The sequence below is a fragment of the Ruegeria sp. YTSC004 genome (assembly GCF_059609805.1).
Window position 1 is genome coordinate 66,190 of record NZ_JBXWMJ010000008.1, and the last position, 19,327, is coordinate 85,516.

Annotated in this window: 19 protein-coding genes; 7 read left to right on the plus strand and 12 right to left on the minus strand. The window is 59.3% G+C overall.

The window, feature by feature from the left end:
• Positions 1-13: 13 nt before the first annotated feature.
• Positions 14-1,150, minus strand: coding sequence for an alkane 1-monooxygenase (locus tag AC2FFP_RS15030; protein WP_496768593.1), 1,137 nt, complete (start codon positions 1,148-1,150; stop codon positions 14-16).
• Between the two features lie 59 nt (positions 1,151-1,209).
• Positions 1,210-2,265, minus strand: coding sequence for an A/G-specific adenine glycosylase (mutY, locus tag AC2FFP_RS15035; RefSeq protein WP_496768591.1), 1,056 nt, complete (start codon positions 2,263-2,265; stop codon positions 1,210-1,212).
• Positions 2,266-2,346: 81 nt separating this feature from the next.
• Here mutY and AC2FFP_RS15040 point away from each other — a divergent pair, with 81 nt between their 5' ends.
• Both AC2FFP_RS15040 and AC2FFP_RS15045 read left to right on the plus strand, forming a co-directional pair.
• Positions 2,347-2,853, plus strand: a complete 507-nt coding sequence (locus AC2FFP_RS15040) for a DUF721 domain-containing protein (protein WP_496726549.1) — start codon at positions 2,347-2,349, stop codon at positions 2,851-2,853.
• A gap of 14 nt (positions 2,854-2,867) precedes the next feature.
• Complete coding sequence (locus tag AC2FFP_RS15045; RefSeq protein WP_496844673.1) at positions 2,868-3,530, plus strand: DsbA family protein; 663 nt, start codon at positions 2,868-2,870, stop codon at positions 3,528-3,530.
• A gap of 38 nt (positions 3,531-3,568) precedes the next feature.
• On the opposite strand, the gene lpxK is transcribed toward AC2FFP_RS15045, so the two are convergent.
• The 5 genes from lpxK to AC2FFP_RS15070 all read right to left on the minus strand — a co-directional run bounded on the left by lpxK (position 3,569) and on the right by AC2FFP_RS15070 (position 9,618).
• Positions 3,569-4,567, minus strand: a complete 999-nt coding sequence (gene lpxK, locus AC2FFP_RS15050) for a tetraacyldisaccharide 4'-kinase (protein WP_496739374.1) — start codon at positions 4,565-4,567, stop codon at positions 3,569-3,571.
• A complete protein-coding gene (locus tag AC2FFP_RS15055; protein ID WP_496768584.1) occupies positions 4,554-5,789 on the minus strand; it encodes a 3-deoxy-D-manno-octulosonic acid transferase in 1,236 nt (411 codons plus the stop codon). Before AC2FFP_RS15055 ends, lpxK begins: the two co-directional genes overlap by 14 nt.
• Positions 5,786-6,586, minus strand: a complete 801-nt coding sequence (locus AC2FFP_RS15060) for a 3'(2'),5'-bisphosphate nucleotidase CysQ (protein WP_496844672.1) — start codon at positions 6,584-6,586, stop codon at positions 5,786-5,788. Before AC2FFP_RS15060 ends, AC2FFP_RS15055 begins: the two co-directional genes overlap by 4 nt.
• Positions 6,573-7,919, minus strand: a complete 1,347-nt coding sequence (locus tag AC2FFP_RS15065) for a TldD/PmbA family protein (RefSeq protein WP_496881208.1) — start codon at positions 7,917-7,919, stop codon at positions 6,573-6,575. Before AC2FFP_RS15065 ends, AC2FFP_RS15060 begins: the two co-directional genes overlap by 14 nt.
• 175 nt (positions 7,920-8,094) lie before the next feature.
• The gene (locus tag AC2FFP_RS15070; protein ID WP_496881209.1) at positions 8,095-9,618 is read right to left on the minus strand and encodes a DUF2125 domain-containing protein; all 1,524 of its coding nucleotides are present in this window, start codon (positions 9,616-9,618) and stop codon (positions 8,095-8,097) included.
• 138 nt (positions 9,619-9,756) lie between these two features.
• On the opposite strand from AC2FFP_RS15070, the gene AC2FFP_RS15075 reads away from it, so the two are divergent.
• Genes AC2FFP_RS15075 through AC2FFP_RS15085 form a run of 3 tightly spaced genes read left to right on the plus strand, consistent with a single transcriptional unit; the run spans position 9,757 to position 11,839 of the window.
• Positions 9,757-10,500, plus strand: a complete 744-nt coding sequence (locus AC2FFP_RS15075) for an SDR family oxidoreductase (protein WP_496881210.1) — start codon at positions 9,757-9,759, stop codon at positions 10,498-10,500.
• Positions 10,497-11,105 carry an enoyl-CoA hydratase/isomerase family protein gene (locus tag AC2FFP_RS15080; RefSeq protein ID WP_496844668.1) on the plus strand — a complete coding sequence of 203 codons (609 nt, stop codon included), beginning with the start codon at positions 10,497-10,499 and terminating at the stop codon, positions 11,103-11,105. The genes AC2FFP_RS15075 and AC2FFP_RS15080 overlap by 4 nt, the downstream gene beginning before the upstream one ends.
• Entirely contained in the window at positions 11,102-11,839 is a 738-nt protein-coding gene (locus tag AC2FFP_RS15085; RefSeq protein WP_496881211.1) for a VOC family protein, read from the plus strand. The genes AC2FFP_RS15080 and AC2FFP_RS15085 overlap by 4 nt, the downstream gene beginning before the upstream one ends.
• Here AC2FFP_RS15085 and AC2FFP_RS15090 read toward each other — a convergent pair whose 3' ends face one another.
• A complete protein-coding gene (locus tag AC2FFP_RS15090; RefSeq protein WP_480792021.1) occupies positions 11,840-12,136 on the minus strand; it encodes an HNH endonuclease in 297 nt (98 codons plus the stop codon).
• A gap of 48 nt (positions 12,137-12,184) precedes the next feature.
• On the opposite strand from AC2FFP_RS15090, the gene AC2FFP_RS15095 reads away from it, so the two are divergent.
• Complete coding sequence (locus tag AC2FFP_RS15095) at positions 12,185-13,369, plus strand: TIGR03862 family flavoprotein (protein WP_496844667.1); 1,185 nt, start codon at positions 12,185-12,187, stop codon at positions 13,367-13,369.
• Here AC2FFP_RS15095 and holA read toward each other — a convergent pair.
• The 4 genes from holA to AC2FFP_RS15115 all read right to left on the minus strand — a co-directional run bounded on the left by holA (position 13,366) and on the right by AC2FFP_RS15115 (position 17,982).
• Entirely contained in the window at positions 13,366-14,394 is a 1,029-nt protein-coding gene (holA, locus tag AC2FFP_RS15100; protein WP_496768566.1) for a DNA polymerase III subunit delta, read from the minus strand. The two genes, AC2FFP_RS15095 and holA, sit on opposite strands and share 4 nt — an antisense overlap.
• Positions 14,391-14,882, minus strand: a complete 492-nt coding sequence (gene lptE / locus AC2FFP_RS15105) for an LPS assembly lipoprotein LptE (RefSeq protein WP_472724567.1) — start codon at positions 14,880-14,882, stop codon at positions 14,391-14,393. The genes holA and lptE overlap by 4 nt, the downstream gene beginning before the upstream one ends.
• Complete coding sequence (gene leuS / locus AC2FFP_RS15110) at positions 14,869-17,421, minus strand: leucine--tRNA ligase (protein WP_496768563.1); 2,553 nt, start codon at positions 17,419-17,421, stop codon at positions 14,869-14,871. Before leuS ends, lptE begins: the two co-directional genes overlap by 14 nt.
• Positions 17,422-17,493: 72 nt before the next feature.
• On the minus strand, positions 17,494-17,982 hold the full coding sequence (locus AC2FFP_RS15115; protein WP_496726561.1) for a DUF3576 domain-containing protein: 489 nt from the start codon (positions 17,980-17,982) through the stop codon (positions 17,494-17,496).
• A gap of 283 nt (positions 17,983-18,265) precedes the next feature.
• Here AC2FFP_RS15115 and AC2FFP_RS15120 point away from each other — a divergent pair, with 283 nt between their 5' ends.
• Positions 18,266-19,294 (plus strand): porin, encoded by a 1,029-nt coding sequence (locus AC2FFP_RS15120; protein ID WP_496726562.1) that lies wholly within the window; start codon positions 18,266-18,268, stop codon positions 19,292-19,294.
• Positions 19,295-19,327: the final 33 nt, after the last annotated feature.

The following is a 19,327-nucleotide window of genomic DNA, read 5'->3' on the forward strand; positions in this document are numbered from 1 at the left end:
GCGCGCGCTGCGGTCAGGACCGCGGCAACGGGTTGAGCGATTTGTTGTACGGCTTCCAGTCGGTGACTTCTGGATAATATTGACGCCGCCATGCCCTGACGCGGGGGTTCATGACGCGGCGCCACAGCGGTGGGATCATCGCAGCAACCGTCATGACCGGATAGCCGTAGGGCAATTGTGGGGCTGCGTCTTCCGAGTGATGCTGCAGCAACGGAAAGCGCCGGTTTGGTTTGTAGTGGTGGTCGGAATGACGTTGTAGGTTGATCAGCAACCAGTTCGACGCTTTTTGCGAGGCATTCCACGAATGGCGCGGCTGGACGTGCTCGTATTTGCCCTTGCCCAGGTGTTTGCGGGTCAGGCCGTAATGTTCGACGTAGTTCACCAGCTCCAGCTGCCATATGGCAACGCCGGCCTGTATCAGGAACAGGGCGACGCCCGACCATCCCCCAACCCCGAAGGCCAGCGCGAGCATGCCCGTCTGCAACGCCCAATAGCGCCAGAACGGATTTGCCGGGTCGGTCCAAGGGCGTTGTTTGCGCGCCAGTTTGTCCTGCTCCGCGCGGAAGGCAGAGCGAAGGCACTGCCACAGGACGCGTGGATAGAAGCGGTGAAATCCTTCGTTATACCGCGCAGTGACCGGATCGCGGGGCGTCCCGACATAGCGGTGGTGTACAAGCAGGTGTTCTGACCGGAAGTGAGAATACAGCACCATGGCTAGTAGAATATCACCCAGCCAACGTTCTGACCGCCCTTTCTGGTGCATCAGTTCATGGCTGTAGTTGATCCCGATGGTGCCCGAGATCACACCCATCCCGAAGAACAACCCAATCTTGCTAAAAACAGACAGGTGATCGGTATGTGTGGCGTACCAGAGCAACCCAAACAGCGTAAGAAACTGAACCGGGGCCCATGCCTTGGTCAGCAGAATGTACCATTTGAGACCGCCGTCCGGCGTGCCCGGATCGGCATTTTCAAGGTTCAGCCCCGTTAACCGATCCAGAACTGCAAACGCCCACCAAGTCGAAAGAGGCACAAGCAAGACCCACCAGCCTCCGGCAACGGCGGTAAGCCAGACGACGGGGATCAGCAGGAAGGACACCCAGAAGGGCAATGCCGCTTGCCAGCGTGACAGACTGTCTGATGCGATCATCGCTTCGCTCCGAGAAACTGTGGGCAGACTAGCCCCACCCGGCAATGCCACACAATGGGTTACGTAGAGCGCCAGAGATCATAGGCCTTGCGCATAACAGTTGGCAGATCACCGGGTCGGAAAGTGTGTTTTTCCATGACAATCAGATCGTCATGCGACCAGCCGACCGGCAGCTTGGCCGTCCAGATGCGCAGGATCAGGTGGAAGTGGGTAAAGGTATGGCGTACCTCGCCCGGCAGCACCTGCCATTCGCAGGGAAAGGGCGGTGCTTCGGTCGGGCCGTCTGACCATTCTGATCCCGGCCAACCCAGCATGCCACCCAGCAGCCCCTTGTCGGGACGACGTTCCATCAGAAAGGCTCCGTTATCGCCTTGGGCTATATAGACATGGCCGTATCGCGTGGGTTTGGGCTTTTTTGGTGTCTTGCGTGGCAAATCGGATTGCGTTCCAGCGGCGCGAGCGGCGCAGGTGGCTTGCACCGGGCAGATACCGCAGGCCGGAGATTTTGGTGTACAGATTGTTGCCCCCAGGTCCATGACCGCCTGCGCATAGTCTCCCGGTCGCGTGGCAGGCGTAAGCGCAGCCGCATGCTTTTTCAGTTGCGGTTTTGAACCGGGCAAAGGGTCGTGAATGTCGAAAAGTCGGGCCATAACCCGTTCTACGTTGCCGTCCAACACGGTTTCGGGTCGGTCGAAGGCGATGGCGGAAATTGCAGCGGCGGTGTAGGGACCGATCCCCGGCAAATTGAGGAGCGCGTCGTAGGTATCGGGGAACGTTCCACCATGCTGTTCGACCACGACCCGGGCGCATTTCAACAAATTGCGGGCGCGAGCATAGTAGCCAAGCCCGGCCCATTCCCCCATGACCTGATCGTCGGGCGCCGCCGCCAGCGCTTCGACAGTTGGCCAGCGGGTTGTGAATCGCACGAAATAGTCGCGCACAGCCGCAACAGTGGTCTGCTGCAGCATGACCTCGGACAACCATATGCGGTAGGGGTCGGGCATCACGCCCGCAGCCCGATCGGCTGGGGCTACGCGCCAAGGCATCTCGCGGGCATGGCGGTCGTACCAATCCAGCAGCGCACTGCTCACGTCAAATTCACCAGAGTCACGCAAGTTTTATCTATCTCCTTGTCGGGTTTCGCTGGCGCCTGTTGTTCTGCCCTTTACAATAGCGGCGCAGGAGTTGGAAACCAGATGCAGCGCAGACGTTCTTCGACCCGCGGGTTCAAACGCACCGCGACATTGCTGAACGACCAGATCAGGCACGCCGGTGAGAGCCGGGGCTTTGCCGTATCACGCCTGCTGACCCATTGGTCCGAGATCGTTGGACAGGATATGGCCGCTATCGCGCGACCGGTAAAAGTGGGTTACGGGAAGGGTGGCATTGGTGCCACGCTAACGGTTCTGACCACCGGACCGCAGGCCCCGATGCTGGAGATGCAGAAGGAACAATTGCGCGGCAAGGTGAACGCGGTTTATGGCTATAATGCCATCAGCCGGGTGCGCATCACCCAGACTGCTCCGACAGGATTTGCCGAGGGGCAGGCCAGTTTCGACCACAAGCCGAAACAAGCGAAACCCAAGATCGAACCAGAAATAGCAGCCGAGGCAGACCGCGCTGCGCAAGAAGTTCACGATGGTGATCTGCGCGCAGCCCTTGAACGTCTGGGCCGTAACGTTTTATCCAAGCAAAAACGCTGAGAAAGGGCTGAGAAATGAGCCGTATTGCAACCGGAATTTGTGCGGCCGTCGCCGTGGCCGCTGGCGGTTATTGGCTGTCGCTGTCAAATTCCAACCCCGCCTATCCGCTGATCAGCAGCGCCGAGGCGCAAGAGGCAAATCTGGACACCTCGACCATCGTCGAGATGACTCTGGGTGCCGAGGACGCACCAGTCGAGATCATCGAATATGCGTCCTATACCTGCCCGCATTGTGCGAATTTCCACTCGGGAGCGTACAAGCAGCTCAAGAAGGATTTTATCGACACAGGTAAGGTGAAGTTCATCTATCGCGAGGTCTACTTTGACCGTTATGGCCTGTGGGCGTCGATGGTAGCGCGCTGCGGCGGGCCCGAAAAGTTCTTTGGCATCTCCGACCTGATCTACGAAGGACAGTCCGAGTGGACCAACGCCGGTGGTCCCGCTGAAATCGTGGACGAGCTGCGTAAAATCGGGCGTCTGGCTGGTATCGACAATGATCAGCTTGAAGCCTGCCTGCAGGACGGCACCCGGGCGCAGACGCTGGTCGCATGGTATCAGGAAAACGCCGAGCGCGATGGTATTCAGGCGACCCCGTCCTTCATCGTGAATGGCAAGCCGGTCGAGAATCAGTCCTATGACGGCTTCAAAAAGCTGATCGAAGACGAACTGGGCAGCTAATTGCTTTTACGACCGGCTCAATCCGGGCCGGTCGTCCTTCAGGGCGACGGGGCGATCTGCAGAAGCATCTGCCTGACCTTGTCCGCCTCATCGACCTTCAGACGAACCGGAAGCGTGATGACCTTGCTGCGAAATGTAGCGGGCAGGCGAACGGCGTCTTTTTCCGTGGTGACCATTTGCGCGCGCAACAAGCGGGCTTCGTTTTCAAGACGGGTCATAAGGGCGGGTGTCAGCGGCTGGTGATCATCCAATGCCTCGGCCCGCAGCAAGGTCGCGCCTTGTTGGCGCAAAGTGGCAAAGAACTTTTCGGGGTGTCCGATTCCTGCAAAGGCGAGAACGGGCGTATCGCTCCAATCCATGCCGGTTTGCAGCGGCTCAACCGCGCCGGTCGCATGTGGGACGGACAGTTTTTTCCCCCAGCGTTCGGCAAACTCGATTTGGGCATCAGCTTCGCCAAGGGACAGCACCAGATCAGCGCGCTGTAACCCGACTTCCACCGGTTCCCTGAGGGGGCCAGCCGGTAAGCACAGTCCATTTCCGAACCCGCGTGCCGCGTCCACCACAATGACCGAGAAATCCTTGGCCACCGAGGGGTTTTGAAAGCCGTCGTCAAGCACGATGACTGTGGCACCCGCCGCGGCGGCTGCCTTTGCTCCAGCGGCGCGGTCTTTGGCGACCCAGACATCGGCAAAAGCCGCCAGCAACAGGGGCTCATCCCCGACCTGCGCCGCGGTATGCTTGCCGGGGTCCACGCGCACCGGCCCTTCGAGCGAACCGCCATGGCCGCGCGTGACCACATGTGTCTCATGCCAGGCATCGCGCAATTGCTCGATCATCCAGATCACGGTTGGGGTCTTGCCAGTGCCACCCGCGTTCAGGTTGCCAATGCAAATGACAGGAACGCCTGGGTTAATACCGGGTTCCGAGGCGACCCGACGCGCCGTTGCCCCGGCATAGAGCTGCCCAAGCGGTGCCAGCATGCGAGCGCGCAAATCCAGCCGATCCGGGGCGGTATTCCAGAAATCAGGTGCTCGCATCGTCTGCACTCCGCTGATCCAGATAGTCCTGAATCATGTCGATCAGGTGATCCGCTTGCGGCGCACCTTCGGTTACGATCTGCCACCCGGCCAGCGCCATATTGGCGGCCTGATCCGGTGCCAACAGTTCCACCACTGCATCGCCCAGCTCGGTGGCGGATCTGACGGTGCGCGCGGCCCCCGCCCGGTCTAGCTGATCGTATAGCTGTTGTTGGCTGTGCACAAACGGGCCGTGGATCACGGCGGAGCCCAGCGCTGTGGCGACGAGCGGGTCTGCGCCTCCGGCACCGCGTTCCAGTGAGCTGCCCATGAAGGTCACCGGCGATACACGGTGCCACAGGCCCAGATCCTCGGGCACGGCGGACAGGATCACTTGAGTCATGTCCTCGATCGTCCCGCTTTCATCCCAGTTGGTACAGCGCAGATCCATCGCCTCAAGCCGCCGGTGCAGCGGCCCGGCTTCTGTAATGTCGGCCACTTGCAACACCAATGCCAAACGCGGCAGCATGCGCATTGCCTGTCTATGGGCACTGAGGACCGAGATGAATTCTTTGTCCTGGACCCACGCCGCTAACCAGACCGGTCGGCCAGACAGCGCATGGTTCACTTCGATCAGCTCGTCCTCGGGCCATGAGCGCGGGTTTGGGCTGACATGTAGGGGCGGTGCCTCTTGCACCTTGTTCGAAGCGATGCCCAATCGCCGAATTTGGCGGACGATTTCCGGTGTCGTACACAGGATCGTCTGAAAACAGTCAATCGTGTATCTTGTGATATCGGGCAGCCAACGGCCGCCGCGCGCGATTTTCACGTCCGCCTGTGCTTCGATCTGCATCATGGGAATCCCACGTTCCTCGGCGCGTGTGATCAGGTTGGGCATCAGGCCGCCCCCGACCCAAATTCCGATATCCGGCTGCCAATGGTCTAGAAACACGCGCGCCGCCCCGGTTTGTTCGGTGGGCAGGTTGACCAGAGGGTATCCGCTGCTGGCCCATCTTGATAGATCTGCATCGGGTGGCGCGGTCAGAACCACCGACAGATTGGGGCGCGTCTGCTGCAACCGCTGGCAAAAATCAACAATAGCGCGGTGACGTTCCCACGCATTTATGTGCAACCACAGAACCTCGCCCTCGGGGCGCGCAATATCGCCGTTGCTGGCGGTATTCTGCATACCCCAGGACAGCACGCGATAGGCGGCAAGGCTTAACGAGCGTGGCTTGCTCATGGTGCGATTCCAGGGCTTTCCGGTTCGAGTTGTTCCGACAGTAGCCTATAAACACCTGAACCCGCAGCGATCACACCGTTCAGACGCGGAATTGCGTTGTTGAACCGCAGCGGCAGCCCCGCGCGGTCCGAACACCGGCCGAGGGCTTCGCGTATTATCAGATCACCTGCGGCGATGTCCCATTCCCAGCTGGGCCTGAGGGTCATCATCCCGTCAAATCGACCCTGTGCAACAAGGGCCATGCGATAGGCCAGAGATGGCCGGTAGTTCCGTTTGAAATCGGGTACCTGCCCCTGACGCCAGTGTTGCGGCTGCATGTTGGGTTTCGCCGCCAACACCTCGGCGCTTTCCAACACACTGAGTTCGCTGACCCGGATATTTTCGGCATTGAGCGTGGCACCCTGACCTATTGCTGCGGCGTATAGCAGGTTTCGTAAAGGCAGGTAGATCACAGCGGCCGTCACTTCGCCCTGTTCGGCGATAGCCAATGAATGGGCCCAGGTCCGCGAGCCTTCGGCAAAGCTGCGGGTGCCGTCGATGGGATCAATGATGAAAACACGGTCTTTCGATAGCCTGTCAGTTGAATCCTCGGTTTCTTCGCTCAACCAGCCATACCCCGGACGCGCTGCGGGCAGCATTTGCTCAAGCATCGCGTTCACGGCAAGATCAGCTTCGGTCACCGGGCCGGCCCCGTCGGGTTTATCCCAGCGTTGCGCCGTGGTCCCCGAAAACCGAGTGGCGATCTTTCCGGCCTCTAATGCGGCGTCAATCAGCAGTTGCAGGTCAGGTGCCGGCAAGTGTCATTCCTTCGATCAGGATCGATGGCACCACGCGGGACAAGTACGTACGTGCGTCATTTGCCGGAATAATCCGTTTCAGCATGTCACGCAGATTGCCAGCGATCGTGCATTCGTTGACGGGATGGGTGATTTCCCCGTTTTCGACCCAAAAGCCTGATGCCCCACGTGAGTAGTCGCCGGTATTGGGGTTGATCGTCGATCCGATCATCGAGGTCACCAACAGGCCGGTTCCCATGTCACGCAGCAGATCGTCCCGGCTGTGCGTGCCTTGGGTCAGGCTCAGGTTCCAGTTGCTGGGCGACGGGGGGCCAGACACGCCACGCGCCGCATTCCCGGTCGAGGTCATGCCCAGTTTTCGTGCGCTGGCCAAATCCAGGGTCCACCCGGTCAGTACTCCGTTTTCAACAACGGCCCTTCGCTGTGTTGGCAAACCTTCGGCGTCAAAGGGGCGAGAGCCCGAGATACGCGGGCGATGCGGGTCTTCGATAAGTGACAGGTGTTCAGGCAACACCTGCTCTCCCAGACTGTCCTTAAGCCATGACGCACCACGGGCAATGGCTGCGCCGTTGCTGGCGGCCAACAGATGACCGATCAGCGAAGACGAGATCCGCTCGTCAAACAGAACAGGGAACGTGCCTGTCGCGGGCTTTTGTGCCCCAATCAGAGCAACGGCGCGTTCGCCTGCTGTGCGGCCAATCTCATCAGGGCTGCGCAGGTCACTCTGGAATGTGCGGCTGTCGCCGTCATAGTCGCGTTCCATCCCTGTGCCTTCGCCCGAGATAGCAACGCAAGAGGTCGAGCGACTGCTGCGGGAATACCCGCCGGAAAAGCCATTCGTAGCAGCCAGATGCACGCGGTGGGTGCCATAGGCAGCCGCAGCGTCCGATACTTGGGACACGCCTTCTATGGCCAAAGCGGCAGCTTCAGCAGCCAGTGCATCCTGCAAAAGCGTATCCGCCGATGGTTCCGGCGTCGGGTCGAATTGTTCCAGCGCCGCGATATCCCAGTCTTTTGCAAGCTGGTCGGGCGTGGCCAACCCTGTAAAAGGATCTTCCGGAGCTTCACTTGCCATGGCCACTGCACGTTGCGCCATCGCCGTCAGCGTTTCGGGGCGACTGTCCGAACTTGAGACGATCGCCTGCCGCTTGCCCAGGAACACACGCAATCCCAGGTCGGTGCCTTCGGACCGTTCCGCGTGCTCCAGCGCGCCACTGCGGACTTCAACCGATACCGATGAGCCATCCAGAACGATGGCATCCGCCGCTTCGGCCCCGGCTTTGCGGGCCGCGTCCAGCAGGTTATGGCTGATTTCTTCTGGTGTGCGGGTCATGAGGCCTCCGGTCTGTGTGCATTCGACCTAGCCTTGGACCGCCGGTCTCGCAAGGCCTGCGGCTATTTTAGGTTGAGCAAACTATTGAAATGGAATTCGGCACGATGCGCCCGGTGCCAGAGTTCGCACCACGGGCGAAGGATTGGGAAGGCAGCGGTGCCGCCTTCCCGAAGTGTTACTTGATACGTTGGCCGTTCGCCAGAATCTGACCGTCCGCAGTGAATTCGATTTCTGAATTCAGCGTGTCGGGCTCGTCACCCGGTACGGCCATCAGACCCATCATCATCCGCGCGCCCATTGCATCGCTGTCCGACACCAGCCCCATCTCGATCAACTTGTCGATCAGGGCGTTGGCCCCATTCAGTTTCAGCTTGGCAACGCCGGTCGGCGTGGGCATTCCGTCGAACTCTGAGACGTTGGAGTTGTCGAAGGTGAAATCGCCTTCACCGGTCAGCTTGGCCCCGACCAGAGACACCAGCAGTTCGTTGATCTTCAGCGAGTGCAACTCGCCCGGCGCGGCGTCAGATGCATCCAGGTTTTCGACTGCGGTAGGATCAAAGATGTTCAACAGAACCTTGGCGGTCCCGGTCGTGTCCAGCGCAATAGTCGCCGGGTCGCGCGGCAGGGCGCCTGCTGGGTCGAACATGCTCCACAGGATATCCGACATGGTGAAGTCGGTCAGGTTCATGGCGAATCCAAACGGTTGGATTTCCTCGGATTTCTGCACCGGGATTTCAAACTTGAACCCGGCATTCTCCATCGCGATTTCAATCGGGAAGGGCAGGTCGGCGGTCGTCACTGCGACTTTCGCGCTGTTCTGCTCGATGTCATAGGCAAGACGCTCGGCGTCGATGCTGGCGCCAAATTTGCCACCTTGGGATTCGCTTCCGACCGAGAATGCCTCGCCTTCGCTGGTGCCTGCAATCGCGTTCTGGCCGGATCCGTAGGTGAACAGCCCCGAGAACGAGAAGCCCGCCTTATAGAAGGCCTGCGGGTCCGAGATGTCGAATTCGGATGGGATAACGTTTGTACCTTCAAACGCCAGCTGGCTCATCGAGCCGTCTACCTTGGCCGTGTCGCCGCTGTCCGGGTCCTGGAACGCCATATCATAGGTCATCTCACCCGCGGTGAATTTCTGATCAATGTCACGGTTTTCGCCGATTTTCATGACCGAGCTGCCAGCCAGATCTGTCATGTTCAGGCTGAGCGCCAACGCATCAGCGGGCATCTTTTCGCCGTCCACATTCAGACCATCCAGCTTGATGCCTATCGTGTCGGCCGAATAGTCGTAAGTCATTTCGTCGGGCGAGCCTGAAACGATCAGGTTCATCTCGCTCTGCGAATAATCGACATTGACCGAGAACTTTTCGCCGTCCCCCTCTCCGGAAATCGTCATGGGAAATTTCTCGGGGAAACCAATGCTGACCGTACCGTCGCCATTTTCCGTCAGGGTCATTTCTGGAACGACCATCTGAAAAGTTGCCTCTTCTTCCGGTAAGTCCATGGACATGGCCATGTTGGCAATCGTTGTGACATTTCCTGCAACGGTCTGGTCGCCCGAAATGGTGTACCCCATCTGACCCAGATAGGTTTTCCAGTCATTCCAGACGTCCTGCGTGGTTAGATCGGCAAGTGCGCCTTGTGTGATAACGGCATAAGCCAAAACAGCACCGCAACTGCGGCGAAGGAAAACGGACATTACAGTACCCTTCTAGATAATTTTGCGGGCATCGTCGTGTTTGTGACGGCGGGCGTCAAGGGGCAAGGACTGGACCCTTTACCCATTCGCGCGGTAAGCATTCACACAAATTCAAACCGTTGGAGGTAGAGGAACCAAATGCAGGGAAAAACCGTACTGATAACCGGGGCCAGCCGCGGCATCGGAGCAGAGGCAGGGCGCGTTTTTGCCGCAGCAGGCGCAAACGTGGCACTGGTCGCGCGCAGCCGCGATCAGATCGCCGCATTGGCATCTGCGCTTGGCGAAAACGCTATCGCACTGGAATGCGACGTCAGTGATTTTGCGCAGGTCGAACAGGCCGTTGCAGATTGCGTCGACCGCTTTGGCGGTTTGGATGTTCTGATCGGGAACGCCGGTGTCATTGATCCGATCTTCCATCTTTCGAACGCGGATGTTGCGGCTTGGGACAAGGCGATCGATATCAACCTCAAGGGTGTGTTCCACGGAATGCGCGCAGCGCTGCCTGTCATGCGGGCGGCGGGTGAGGGCACCGTGCTGACAGTATCGTCCGGCGCGGCCTCGAACCCGGTTGAGGCATGGAGCCATTACTGCGCGTCCAAGGCCGGTGCCAAGATGCTGACAGAATGCCTGCATCTTGAAGAATTGATCCACGGCATCCGCGCCATGGGTCTGTCACCGGGCACCGTCGCAACCGACATGCAGCGGGTCATCAAGACTAGCGGCATCAACGCTGTCAGCCAGTTGGATTGGAGCGATCATATCCCTGCCGACTGGCCAGCCAAGGCGCTGTTGTGGATGTGTACCGCAGACGCGGATGAATTTTTGGGAACCGAAATCTCGCTGCGGCGTGAAGATATTCGACAAAGGGTAGGGCTGACGTGATCGAATTAAACAAAGAAGACGGTTTGTGGATTGTTACCTTGAACAATCCTGGCAAAGCCAATGCGCTGACAGGGGCGATGCTGTCTGAGCTGGCCGAGATTGCTGAAGCCGCCTCCGAGGCGCGCGCGTTGATCCTGACTGGGGCCGGCAAAGTGTTCAGTGCCGGTGCCGATCTGGATGAGGCCCGCGCGGGTCTTGCAACTTCGGATGTATGGGAGCGTTTGTCGGGCGCAATCGCTGCGCTGCCATGCCTGACGGTCGCCGCGTTGAATGGCACCCTGGCTGGGGGTGCGAACGGTATGGTGCTGGCCTGTGACATTCGAATTGCGGTCCCGTCCGCCAAGTTCTTCTATCCCGTGATGAAACTGGGGTTTCTGCCGCAACCGTCTGATCCCGCGCGCATGTCGTCCCTGATCGGGCCATCCCGCACCAAGATGATCCTGATGGCCGGTCAAAAAATCACGGCGGATGAGGCTTATACCTTTGGTCTGGTGGACCGGGTGGTGGCGCCGGATGCGCTGATGCAGACAGCGTGTGAACTGGTCGCCGATAGCACCGCCGCCGATCCCAAGATCGCTGCCGGTATTGCCGGGCTGTGCGGATGAGGCTGTCTGGCTTGCGACTGCGCGTCGCCGATCCTGAACAACTGGGCACATTCTATACGGATGTCCTTGGGATGTCGGTTCAGGCCCAGGGGGTGAGTCTGCGCATCGGTTATTTGGGGCAGGGCGCCGATTTGCTGCTGATGCCTGGCGGCGGCGGATACTCCCATGACACAGGACAACGCTATTGGAAGATCGGCATTACAGTACCGGACGTTGATCTGGCCGCCGCGTTCCTGCGGGGCAAGGGGGTTGAGGTCTCGGACCCGAAACAGTTCATGGACATCGGGTACATGTCTCACCTCAAAGACCCCGAGGGGTTCGTGATCGAGCTGCTTCAGCATGATTTCGAAGGCAACCGGCCAGCAAATGCCGCAGACCCGAACGAGCCGTTTGCACAAGCTTGTATCGGTCAGATCACCCTGCGCACCGGGGATATGGCAGCCGAGGACGCATTCTGCCGTGATCAGGGTATGCGCCTGCTTTCGATGCAGGACGTCGGGCAGTATGGCTTTGATCTGCATTTTTACGCATTCACCGACGAGGTTCCGCCAAACCCAGACCCTTGGGCTGTGGAAAACCGCGAATGGCTTTGGAAACGCCCTTACACAACGCTGGAGTTCCAGCATGTCGACGGTGCCCAATTTTCCAATGTTCCCGATTATCGCGGGTTGGAGTTTCAGGGGCTTGCCGCGCCGACGCGGGATGCGTTTGGCGACCCGGTTAATCCCGGCTGATCAACGCCCGCGCCGCTTGCCCGGAACCTTCGACCGAAACCCGGGCGGGCGTTTGTGGACCCAATTCAGGAATTTTTCCAGCCGAGGGTGGGCGCGCAGTGCTTCCACAGTGTTGAATTCACGAGCCAATTCAGCCTCTGTCAGGGTCGCGTGCACTTCTTTATGGCAGATCTGGTGCAGCAGGACGGTGGGTCCGCCCTTGCCCCCTTTGAGTTTTGGGATCAGATGGTGCAGGCTTCCGCCCCCATCCGGGATCGGACGGCGGCAGAGCGGGCAGATCGGATCGCTGTTCGTCATCACACAGGTAAGGTTGCGCCGGGTGGCGCGAAAGGCAAGAGGGCAGGGATGGCACAGGCACTGGTGATCGGCGGTGGACCCGCAGGCCTGATGGCAGCCGAGGAACTGGCCAAAGCCGGGCACTCTGTTGTTGTAGCAGAGGCCAAGCCTTCGGTTGCGCGAAAGTTCCTGATGGCGGGAAAGTCCGGGCTGAACCTGACCAAGGACGAACAGTTTGAGATTTTGCTGAGGTCCTATGGTGAGGCCGCGACCTGGTTGCGACCAATGATTGCCGAATTCGATGCGTCGGACGTGCAAACCTGGGCGCAAGGGCTGGGGCAAGAGTTGTTCACGGGCTCGACCGGCCGGGTGTTTCCGACGTCGATGAAGGCATCTCCGCTGTTGCGGGTGTGGCTGGCACGGCTGGCAGAGGCTGGCGTTCAGATCAGAACACGTTGGCGGTGGGTTGGCTGGGACGGTGCCCAAGCCGTTTTCGACACGGATGATGGCAGGCAGAACCTGTGCCCCGATGTGACAGTTCTTGCGCTGGGCGGGGCAAGCTGGTCGCGGTTGGGATCAGACGGAGCATGGGCATCGGTGCTGACGAGTAATGGCGTGCCCCTCACACCTTTCGCACCCGCAAACTCAGCCATTTCCGTGGAATGGAGCCCCCATATGCAGCCTCATTTTGGCGCGGCTTTGAAATCGGTGCGATGGAGGGCCGGAGAGTTGGAAAGCCGCGGCGAGGCTGCGGTTTCGGCGAAAGGGTTGGAAGGGGGCGGACTGTACTCACTGACCCCGGCCTTGCGTGACAGAGCACCGCTTTTTGTCGATTTGGTTCCGGATTTGGATGCCGATACGTTGCGCAATCGTTTTGCGTCAAAGAAATCGAAAACGACCCTTTCGCAGTGGCTGAAGAAATCTCTGCGCCTGTCTCCGCAAAAGGTTGCCCTGTTTCATGAAATGTCCAAGCGCGACGGTCAGATCCAGTCGCTGGACGTGAGGGCGATCAAGCATCTGCAGATCACCCACGCGGGCCTGCGCCCGATGGACGAGGCCATTTCCATAGCAGGAGGTGTGTCACGTGCGGCGCTTAATGAGGGGCTCATGCTGACTGCATATCCCGGAGTGTTTTGCGCAGGCGAGATGCTGGATTGGGAGGCCCCGACCGGGGGGTACCTTCTGACAGCTTGCCTGGCGACCGGCCGTTGGGCTGGGCGCGCGGCGGCACATTGGTTGGATCAAAGCGGTTAGCGGGTCCGCGCCAGCATCGCCAGACGGATCATGGCGCGTTCGACCAATGCCATGGCCGGTGCGGTTTGCCCGGCCGAGCGCAGCGACAGGTCGGTATCGGTCAGAACCGTCAATGCAGTTTGCAATTTTGGCGCACCCCACCCTTGGGCCTGACGCAAAATGCGGTCGCGGCGCTTTCCATAAACGGGGGGGCGCAGCTTGCCGATTCCCTGCGCTGCTCCGCCGGGATCGGATGCGCAGGCATACAAAGTGCGGAAATGCCTTGTCGCGCCGATACACAGGCTGACCGCATTGGTTCCTTGTGACTGCAAACGTCGGATCAGCGGGCCGATTTCACCCGCGCGACCATCGGCAACCACGTTCAGCACATCGTCCAGTGCGGCCTCGGTCGAGCGGGGCGCGCAGGCTTCGACGTCTTCAATGGTCAGTTCGGAGCTGTCATCGCGTTTGTAAAGCGACAGTTTCTCAATCGTTTGGGTAAAGTCACCGGGGCTTATACTGGTTGCCAGCTCAGCAATCGCGGCCATCGAATCGCGCGGGATGTTCTGCAAACCGGCCTCAGAAAGTATTCGTTCGACTTCGGCCCGGGATGGTGGGTCGTCATAGATACCTACCGCATAGGCCGAGCGGTGTGCTTCGAACGCTTTACGAATCTTGGAACTGGCTTTGAGCTGCCCGGCGGTTACGATGATCTGGGCATCGCCAGCTACCCAATCTTCCAGCGCGGCAAGGATTGCTGGGGCGGCCGTGTCGGTTGTGTCTTCGACGAATACAGCGCGTGGCCCGGGAAAGAACCCGACCGCCTTGACCGCGTCCAGCAACAAGGCCGGATCGCCACGCAGATCGCTTCCGGGCAGGCGGGTCAGCCGCATCTCTTCTTCGGCATTGGCGCCCAGCAGAGCGGCCAAAACCTGTTGCCGCTTTAGCGCCACGCGCATCGCATCCGCACCGTAGATCAACAGCCCGGTCTTATCCGCGTCGGGTCTCGAGAAATATCCCTCGGCCTCGCGCGGGCTCAGCTTCATGCGGACAGGCCCGGCGTGGCGTACAGCCTACTGATGATCTGATCGGACAGAATCACCATCAGGCGCTGCGTAGCATCCCGCTCATCAGCCAGTGTGGATACGGTGGAACCAGCAGCCGAATACCCCACGAAGTCCGTCACCGAGCCAGAGGCAAGAACTTGCCCCGTCGCTTTCGATCTAAGCGAATAGTTGGCGGTCCCGTTGATGATAAGACGGTTGGTTTCGTTCGTTGAGGTGATCGATGCCGCCACCGTCTGGGTCACGACGGAAACGTCCAGACTGTATTCACTGCCGGATGTTGCGCTACGGCCTAGCTTTTGTTCCAGATCTTCGACCAGAAGAAAGCTGGTGACCGTGTTTGGTGCCGACACTTCTACGCGACCAAAAAGGGCCGAGCCCGATCCGCCTGGAGCGTACACAGGTTCAAACCCGCAGGCGGCAAGCGCCAAGGGCATCAGCAACAAGGTTCTGCGGTTAAACGACGACATTCACAATCCGGCCCGGTACAACGATTACTTTCTTGGGTGTGGCGCCATCCAGCGCCTTTTGCACAGCTTCGGTGCTCAGCGCGACTTTTTCAACCTCGTCCTTGGGCATATCTTTGGCCACGCAGATTTCCGCGCGGCGCTTGCCGTTGATCTGGATCGGCAGGGTGACGGTGTCGTCCACCAGCATAGCTGCATCCGCAACCGGCCATGATGCCGTGGCAACCAGCCCTTCGCCACCCAGCAGCTGCCAAAGCTCCTCGGACAGGTGCGGGGTCATCGGCGACATCAGCTGTGCCAGCGTTTTGGCGGCCTCGCGTTTGGCTGCGGTGCCCGCCTTGGATTTGGCCAGGGTGTTGGTGAAAGCATAGAGCTTGGCGATTGAGGCGTTGAAGCCGAAAGATTCGACTCCGCCTGTGACGTCATGGATGGCTTTGTGCATCTCGCGCAGCAGGGTTTCATCCTCGGCATTGGCCGGAACATCCGATTCGGCGATTTCCGAGGCGATCCGATGCACACGGCTGAGGTGCTTGAACGCAGCCTCGGCCCCGGATGCGGTCCACTCCACATCCCGTTCAGGCGGCGAATCGGACAGGACGAACCAACGCGCGGTATCCGCGCCGAAGGCCGAGATGATGCTGACCGGGTCGACCACGTTTTTCTTGGATTTCGACATCTTGGCCGAGGGGATAATTTCAACCTCGGTGCCGTCGGCCAGTTTTCCGTCGGTCACATCTTCGGGCAGGTGATAAACCGGACGGCCATTGGCGTCGCGTGTCTGATAGATTTCATGCGTGACCATGCCTTGCGTGAACAACGCATTGAACGGCTCGATGGCTTTCTTAGGCAGGTGACCCGTGATGTTCATCGCCCGCGCGAAGAAGCGCGAGTAGAGCAGGTGCAGAATCGCGTGCTCGATACCGCCGATATACTGGTCGACGTTCATCCAGTATTCGGCCTCGGCCAGATCGGTGGGTGTGTCAGCGCGTGGCGCGGTGAAACGGGCGAAATACCACGACGAATCGACAAACGTATCCATCGTATCCGTTTCACGTTTGGCAGGCGCGCCGCAAGACGGGCAAGGGGTGTCACGCCAATTGGCATGGCGGTCCAGCGGGTTGCCGGGGATCGAGAAGTCGATGGGTTTGCCGTTGCCATCGTCGTAAGGCAATTCGATCGGCAGATTTTCTTTCTTCTCGGGCACGGTGCCACATTTGTCGCAATGCACGACCGGAATCGGGCAACCCCAATAGCGTTGACGGCTGAGCCCCCAATCGCGCAGGCGATATTTGGTGACGCCTTCACCCCAACCTGCTTTTTCCGCGAAATCGACGGTGGCGTTGATCGCCTCATCCCCAGAGGCCTCGGTCAGGCCTGCGAAGTGGTCCACCCAGCGGACTTTTTCAGTTTTCGGCGGCACAAAGGCGATCTTGTCGACCGGCTTATCGTCATCCAGTGCAAAGAAGGTGTCGATGACCGGCAGGCCATACTTGCGGCAGAAATCAAGATCACGCTGGTCATGCGCGGGGCAGGCAAAGATCGCGCCAGTTCCATAATCCATCAGGATGAAATTGGCGATCCAGACCGGCAGTTCCCAATTCGGGTCCAGCGGGTGACGCACGCGAATGCCGGTGTCGTAACCCAGCTTTTCGGCCGTCTCGATGGCCTCTTCCGTGGTGCCACCCTTGCGGCATTCGGCAACAAACTCAGCAACTTCGGGGATTTCGGCCTCAAGCTGCTTGGCAATCGGGTGATCCGGCGAAATACCAACAAAGGACGCGCCCAACAGCGTATCGGGCCGAGTCGTATAGACGGTGATGGGCTCACCACCATCAGTACGTTCGAAGCCAAATTGCAGGCCGCGCGACTTGCCGATCCAGTTTTCCTGCATCAGCCGCACTTTGGCAGGCCAGTTCTCTAGCGTATCAAGCGCATCCAGCAATTCTTCGGAATAGTCCGAGATTTTGAAAAACCACTGGGTCAGCTCGCGCCGTTCCACCAGAGCGCCCGAGCGCCAACCGCGTCCATTTTCCACCTGCTCATTGGCCAGAACGGTCATGTCGACCGGGTCCCAGTTCACCACGGCGTTTTTGCGGTAAACCAACCCGGCATCGAGCATATCGAGGAACAGAGCCTGTTGCTGGCCATAATATTCGGGGTCACAGGTGGCGAATTCGCGGGACCAATCGATCGACAAGCCCAGCGGCATCATCTGCCCGCGCATGTCGGCGATGTTGCTGTATGTCCAGTCTTTCGGGTGGCCGCCAATGGCCATGGCGGCGTTTTCTGCCGGCATTCCAAAAGCATCCCAGCCCATCGGGTGCAGCACGTTGTGCCCCGTCGCCAGCTTGTGACGCGCAATGACGTCGCCCATCGTATAGTTGCGCACATGCCCCATATGGATTCGCCCTGACGGGTAAGGGAACATCTCAAGCACGTAATACTTCGGCTTGTCTGCCGTGTGGTCGGCGGTGAAGATCCCGGCCTTGTCCCAGGCCTCTTGCCATTTTGCTTCGATTTCGGTGGCCGAGTAGCGCGACATTGTGCGGTCCTTCGTGAATGAAAACGCCGGGCGTGAACCCGGCGTGGTAATATTGTGATTTTCGGCGGGTGGCTAGAGTTTGTTGTCCGCAATGCGCAACTGGCGTGCGCGGTTTAGGATCGCATCCTCGACCGCCCGCGACGTCGCGGCGCTTACCGGAGCGCCCCCGCTGGTCTGCAGTGCCACCGAAAGCGACCGCGCCGCCAGGGCCGGGTCGCTTATATGCACGGTCGCGCGATAAGAGCGTCCGCCACCAGGCGGCGTGCCGTAACCTGTTACGATCACGCCGGTAAATGGATCAACCTCCTGAATCGGGAGGAAATTCAGCACATCCAGCGAGGCAGCCCAAAGATACCGATTCACATTGACGATCTGTTCGGCATTCCCGCGGTTGAATACGTCCCAGATTGTTGTGCGCTCCGGATCGTTCAGCTCTCGTTCTTCTGTACGTGTGCTATCTGTATACAGCAATGCGGGATTCGGAGCCGCACTCTGATTCTGTCCGCAGGCCGACACGGCAGCAGTTATTATGATCAAACCGAAAATCGTCTGCAGGCGCATTGTCGACTGGTCCTGTTTCACTTGGTCTACTTTGTTAAGTGTTACTCCTAGACAAGGTCCAGTTCAGCAACAACCCTATTCTTGTTACACATGTCAGTGTGGACGGCAGTTTAGTCCCCAAATATCGACTGTGGCATCCTTGCACCAATTTGGGGCCAATGCACCCTTCACATTTAAGGCAAGCTTGCGCTTTGGGGGTAATCCGAGCGAAACGGTTCCCGTGCTGAGACATGTGCTGAGGCATATGTCGAGTAGAAAAACTTTTGAAACCGAGGGAAACAAGATGAAAAAAGTTCTCTTCGCATCGACCGCTCTGATTGCAACCGCAAGCGTTGCAGCGGCCGACGTTAAATTCAGCGGCTACGGTCGTTTTGGTATTGGCTACCTTGAAGACCGTACCGGTACTGTTGACAACTTCACCGTTGATCCGGCAACTGGCGCAGTTACTGCCGCTGGCACCGCGACCGTCGACACCGACAACACCATCCTGGTCTCGCGCTTCCGCCTGAACATCGACGGCACCGCAGAAACCGATGGCGGCGTTGAGTTCTCGGCTCGTGTTCGTCTGCAGGCTGACGAAAATGCCGGCAACGGCGAAGCCAACTCGGCTGGCCTGAACGGCGCACGTTTCTCGGTCATCTACGGTGGTCTGCGTGTTGACGCGGGCAACGTTGCGGGTTCGTTCGACAACCTGGCGAACTACTACGGTAACGAGCCTGGCCTGGAAAGCTTCATCGGCCAGTACTCGGGCGTTGACTACAGCTTCCTGGGTTACTCGTCGACCGGTTCGGGTGCGAACGCTGTGTTCTTCCAGTACGCAGTTGGCGACTTCGCTTTCGGCGCATCTTACGACCAGGCAACTGTTGCTCTGGACGGTGTTGCGCAGGACGCAGACCGCTGGGACGTTAGCGTAACCTACAACTTCAACAACATCACCGCAGCGCTGGCCTATGGTGAAACCAAGGCGAACGTGAACAGCAGCAGCGAAAAGCAGTCGCTGGCCGTTCTGACCCTGGGCGCAGAATTCGGTGACTTCTCGGGCACACTGTTTGTAGCTGACGATGACGTTGTAAACGACGCTCGCAACGGCACCGCATACGGTCTGTCGCTGGCCTACAACCTGGGCGCGGCAACCACTCTGACCGCCGCTTACGGTGACGGTTCGGCGGATGACGACCTGCAGCAGTATGGTATCGGCGTTAAGTACGACCTGGGCGGCGGCGCATCGCTGCGCGGTGGTCTGGGCCAACAGAAGCGTGGCGACGGCGACAGCCAAGTACGTGCTGACTTCGGTGCTCAGTTCAACTTCTAAGTTGATCTGAACCACAAAGTTTAAGGGCAGGTC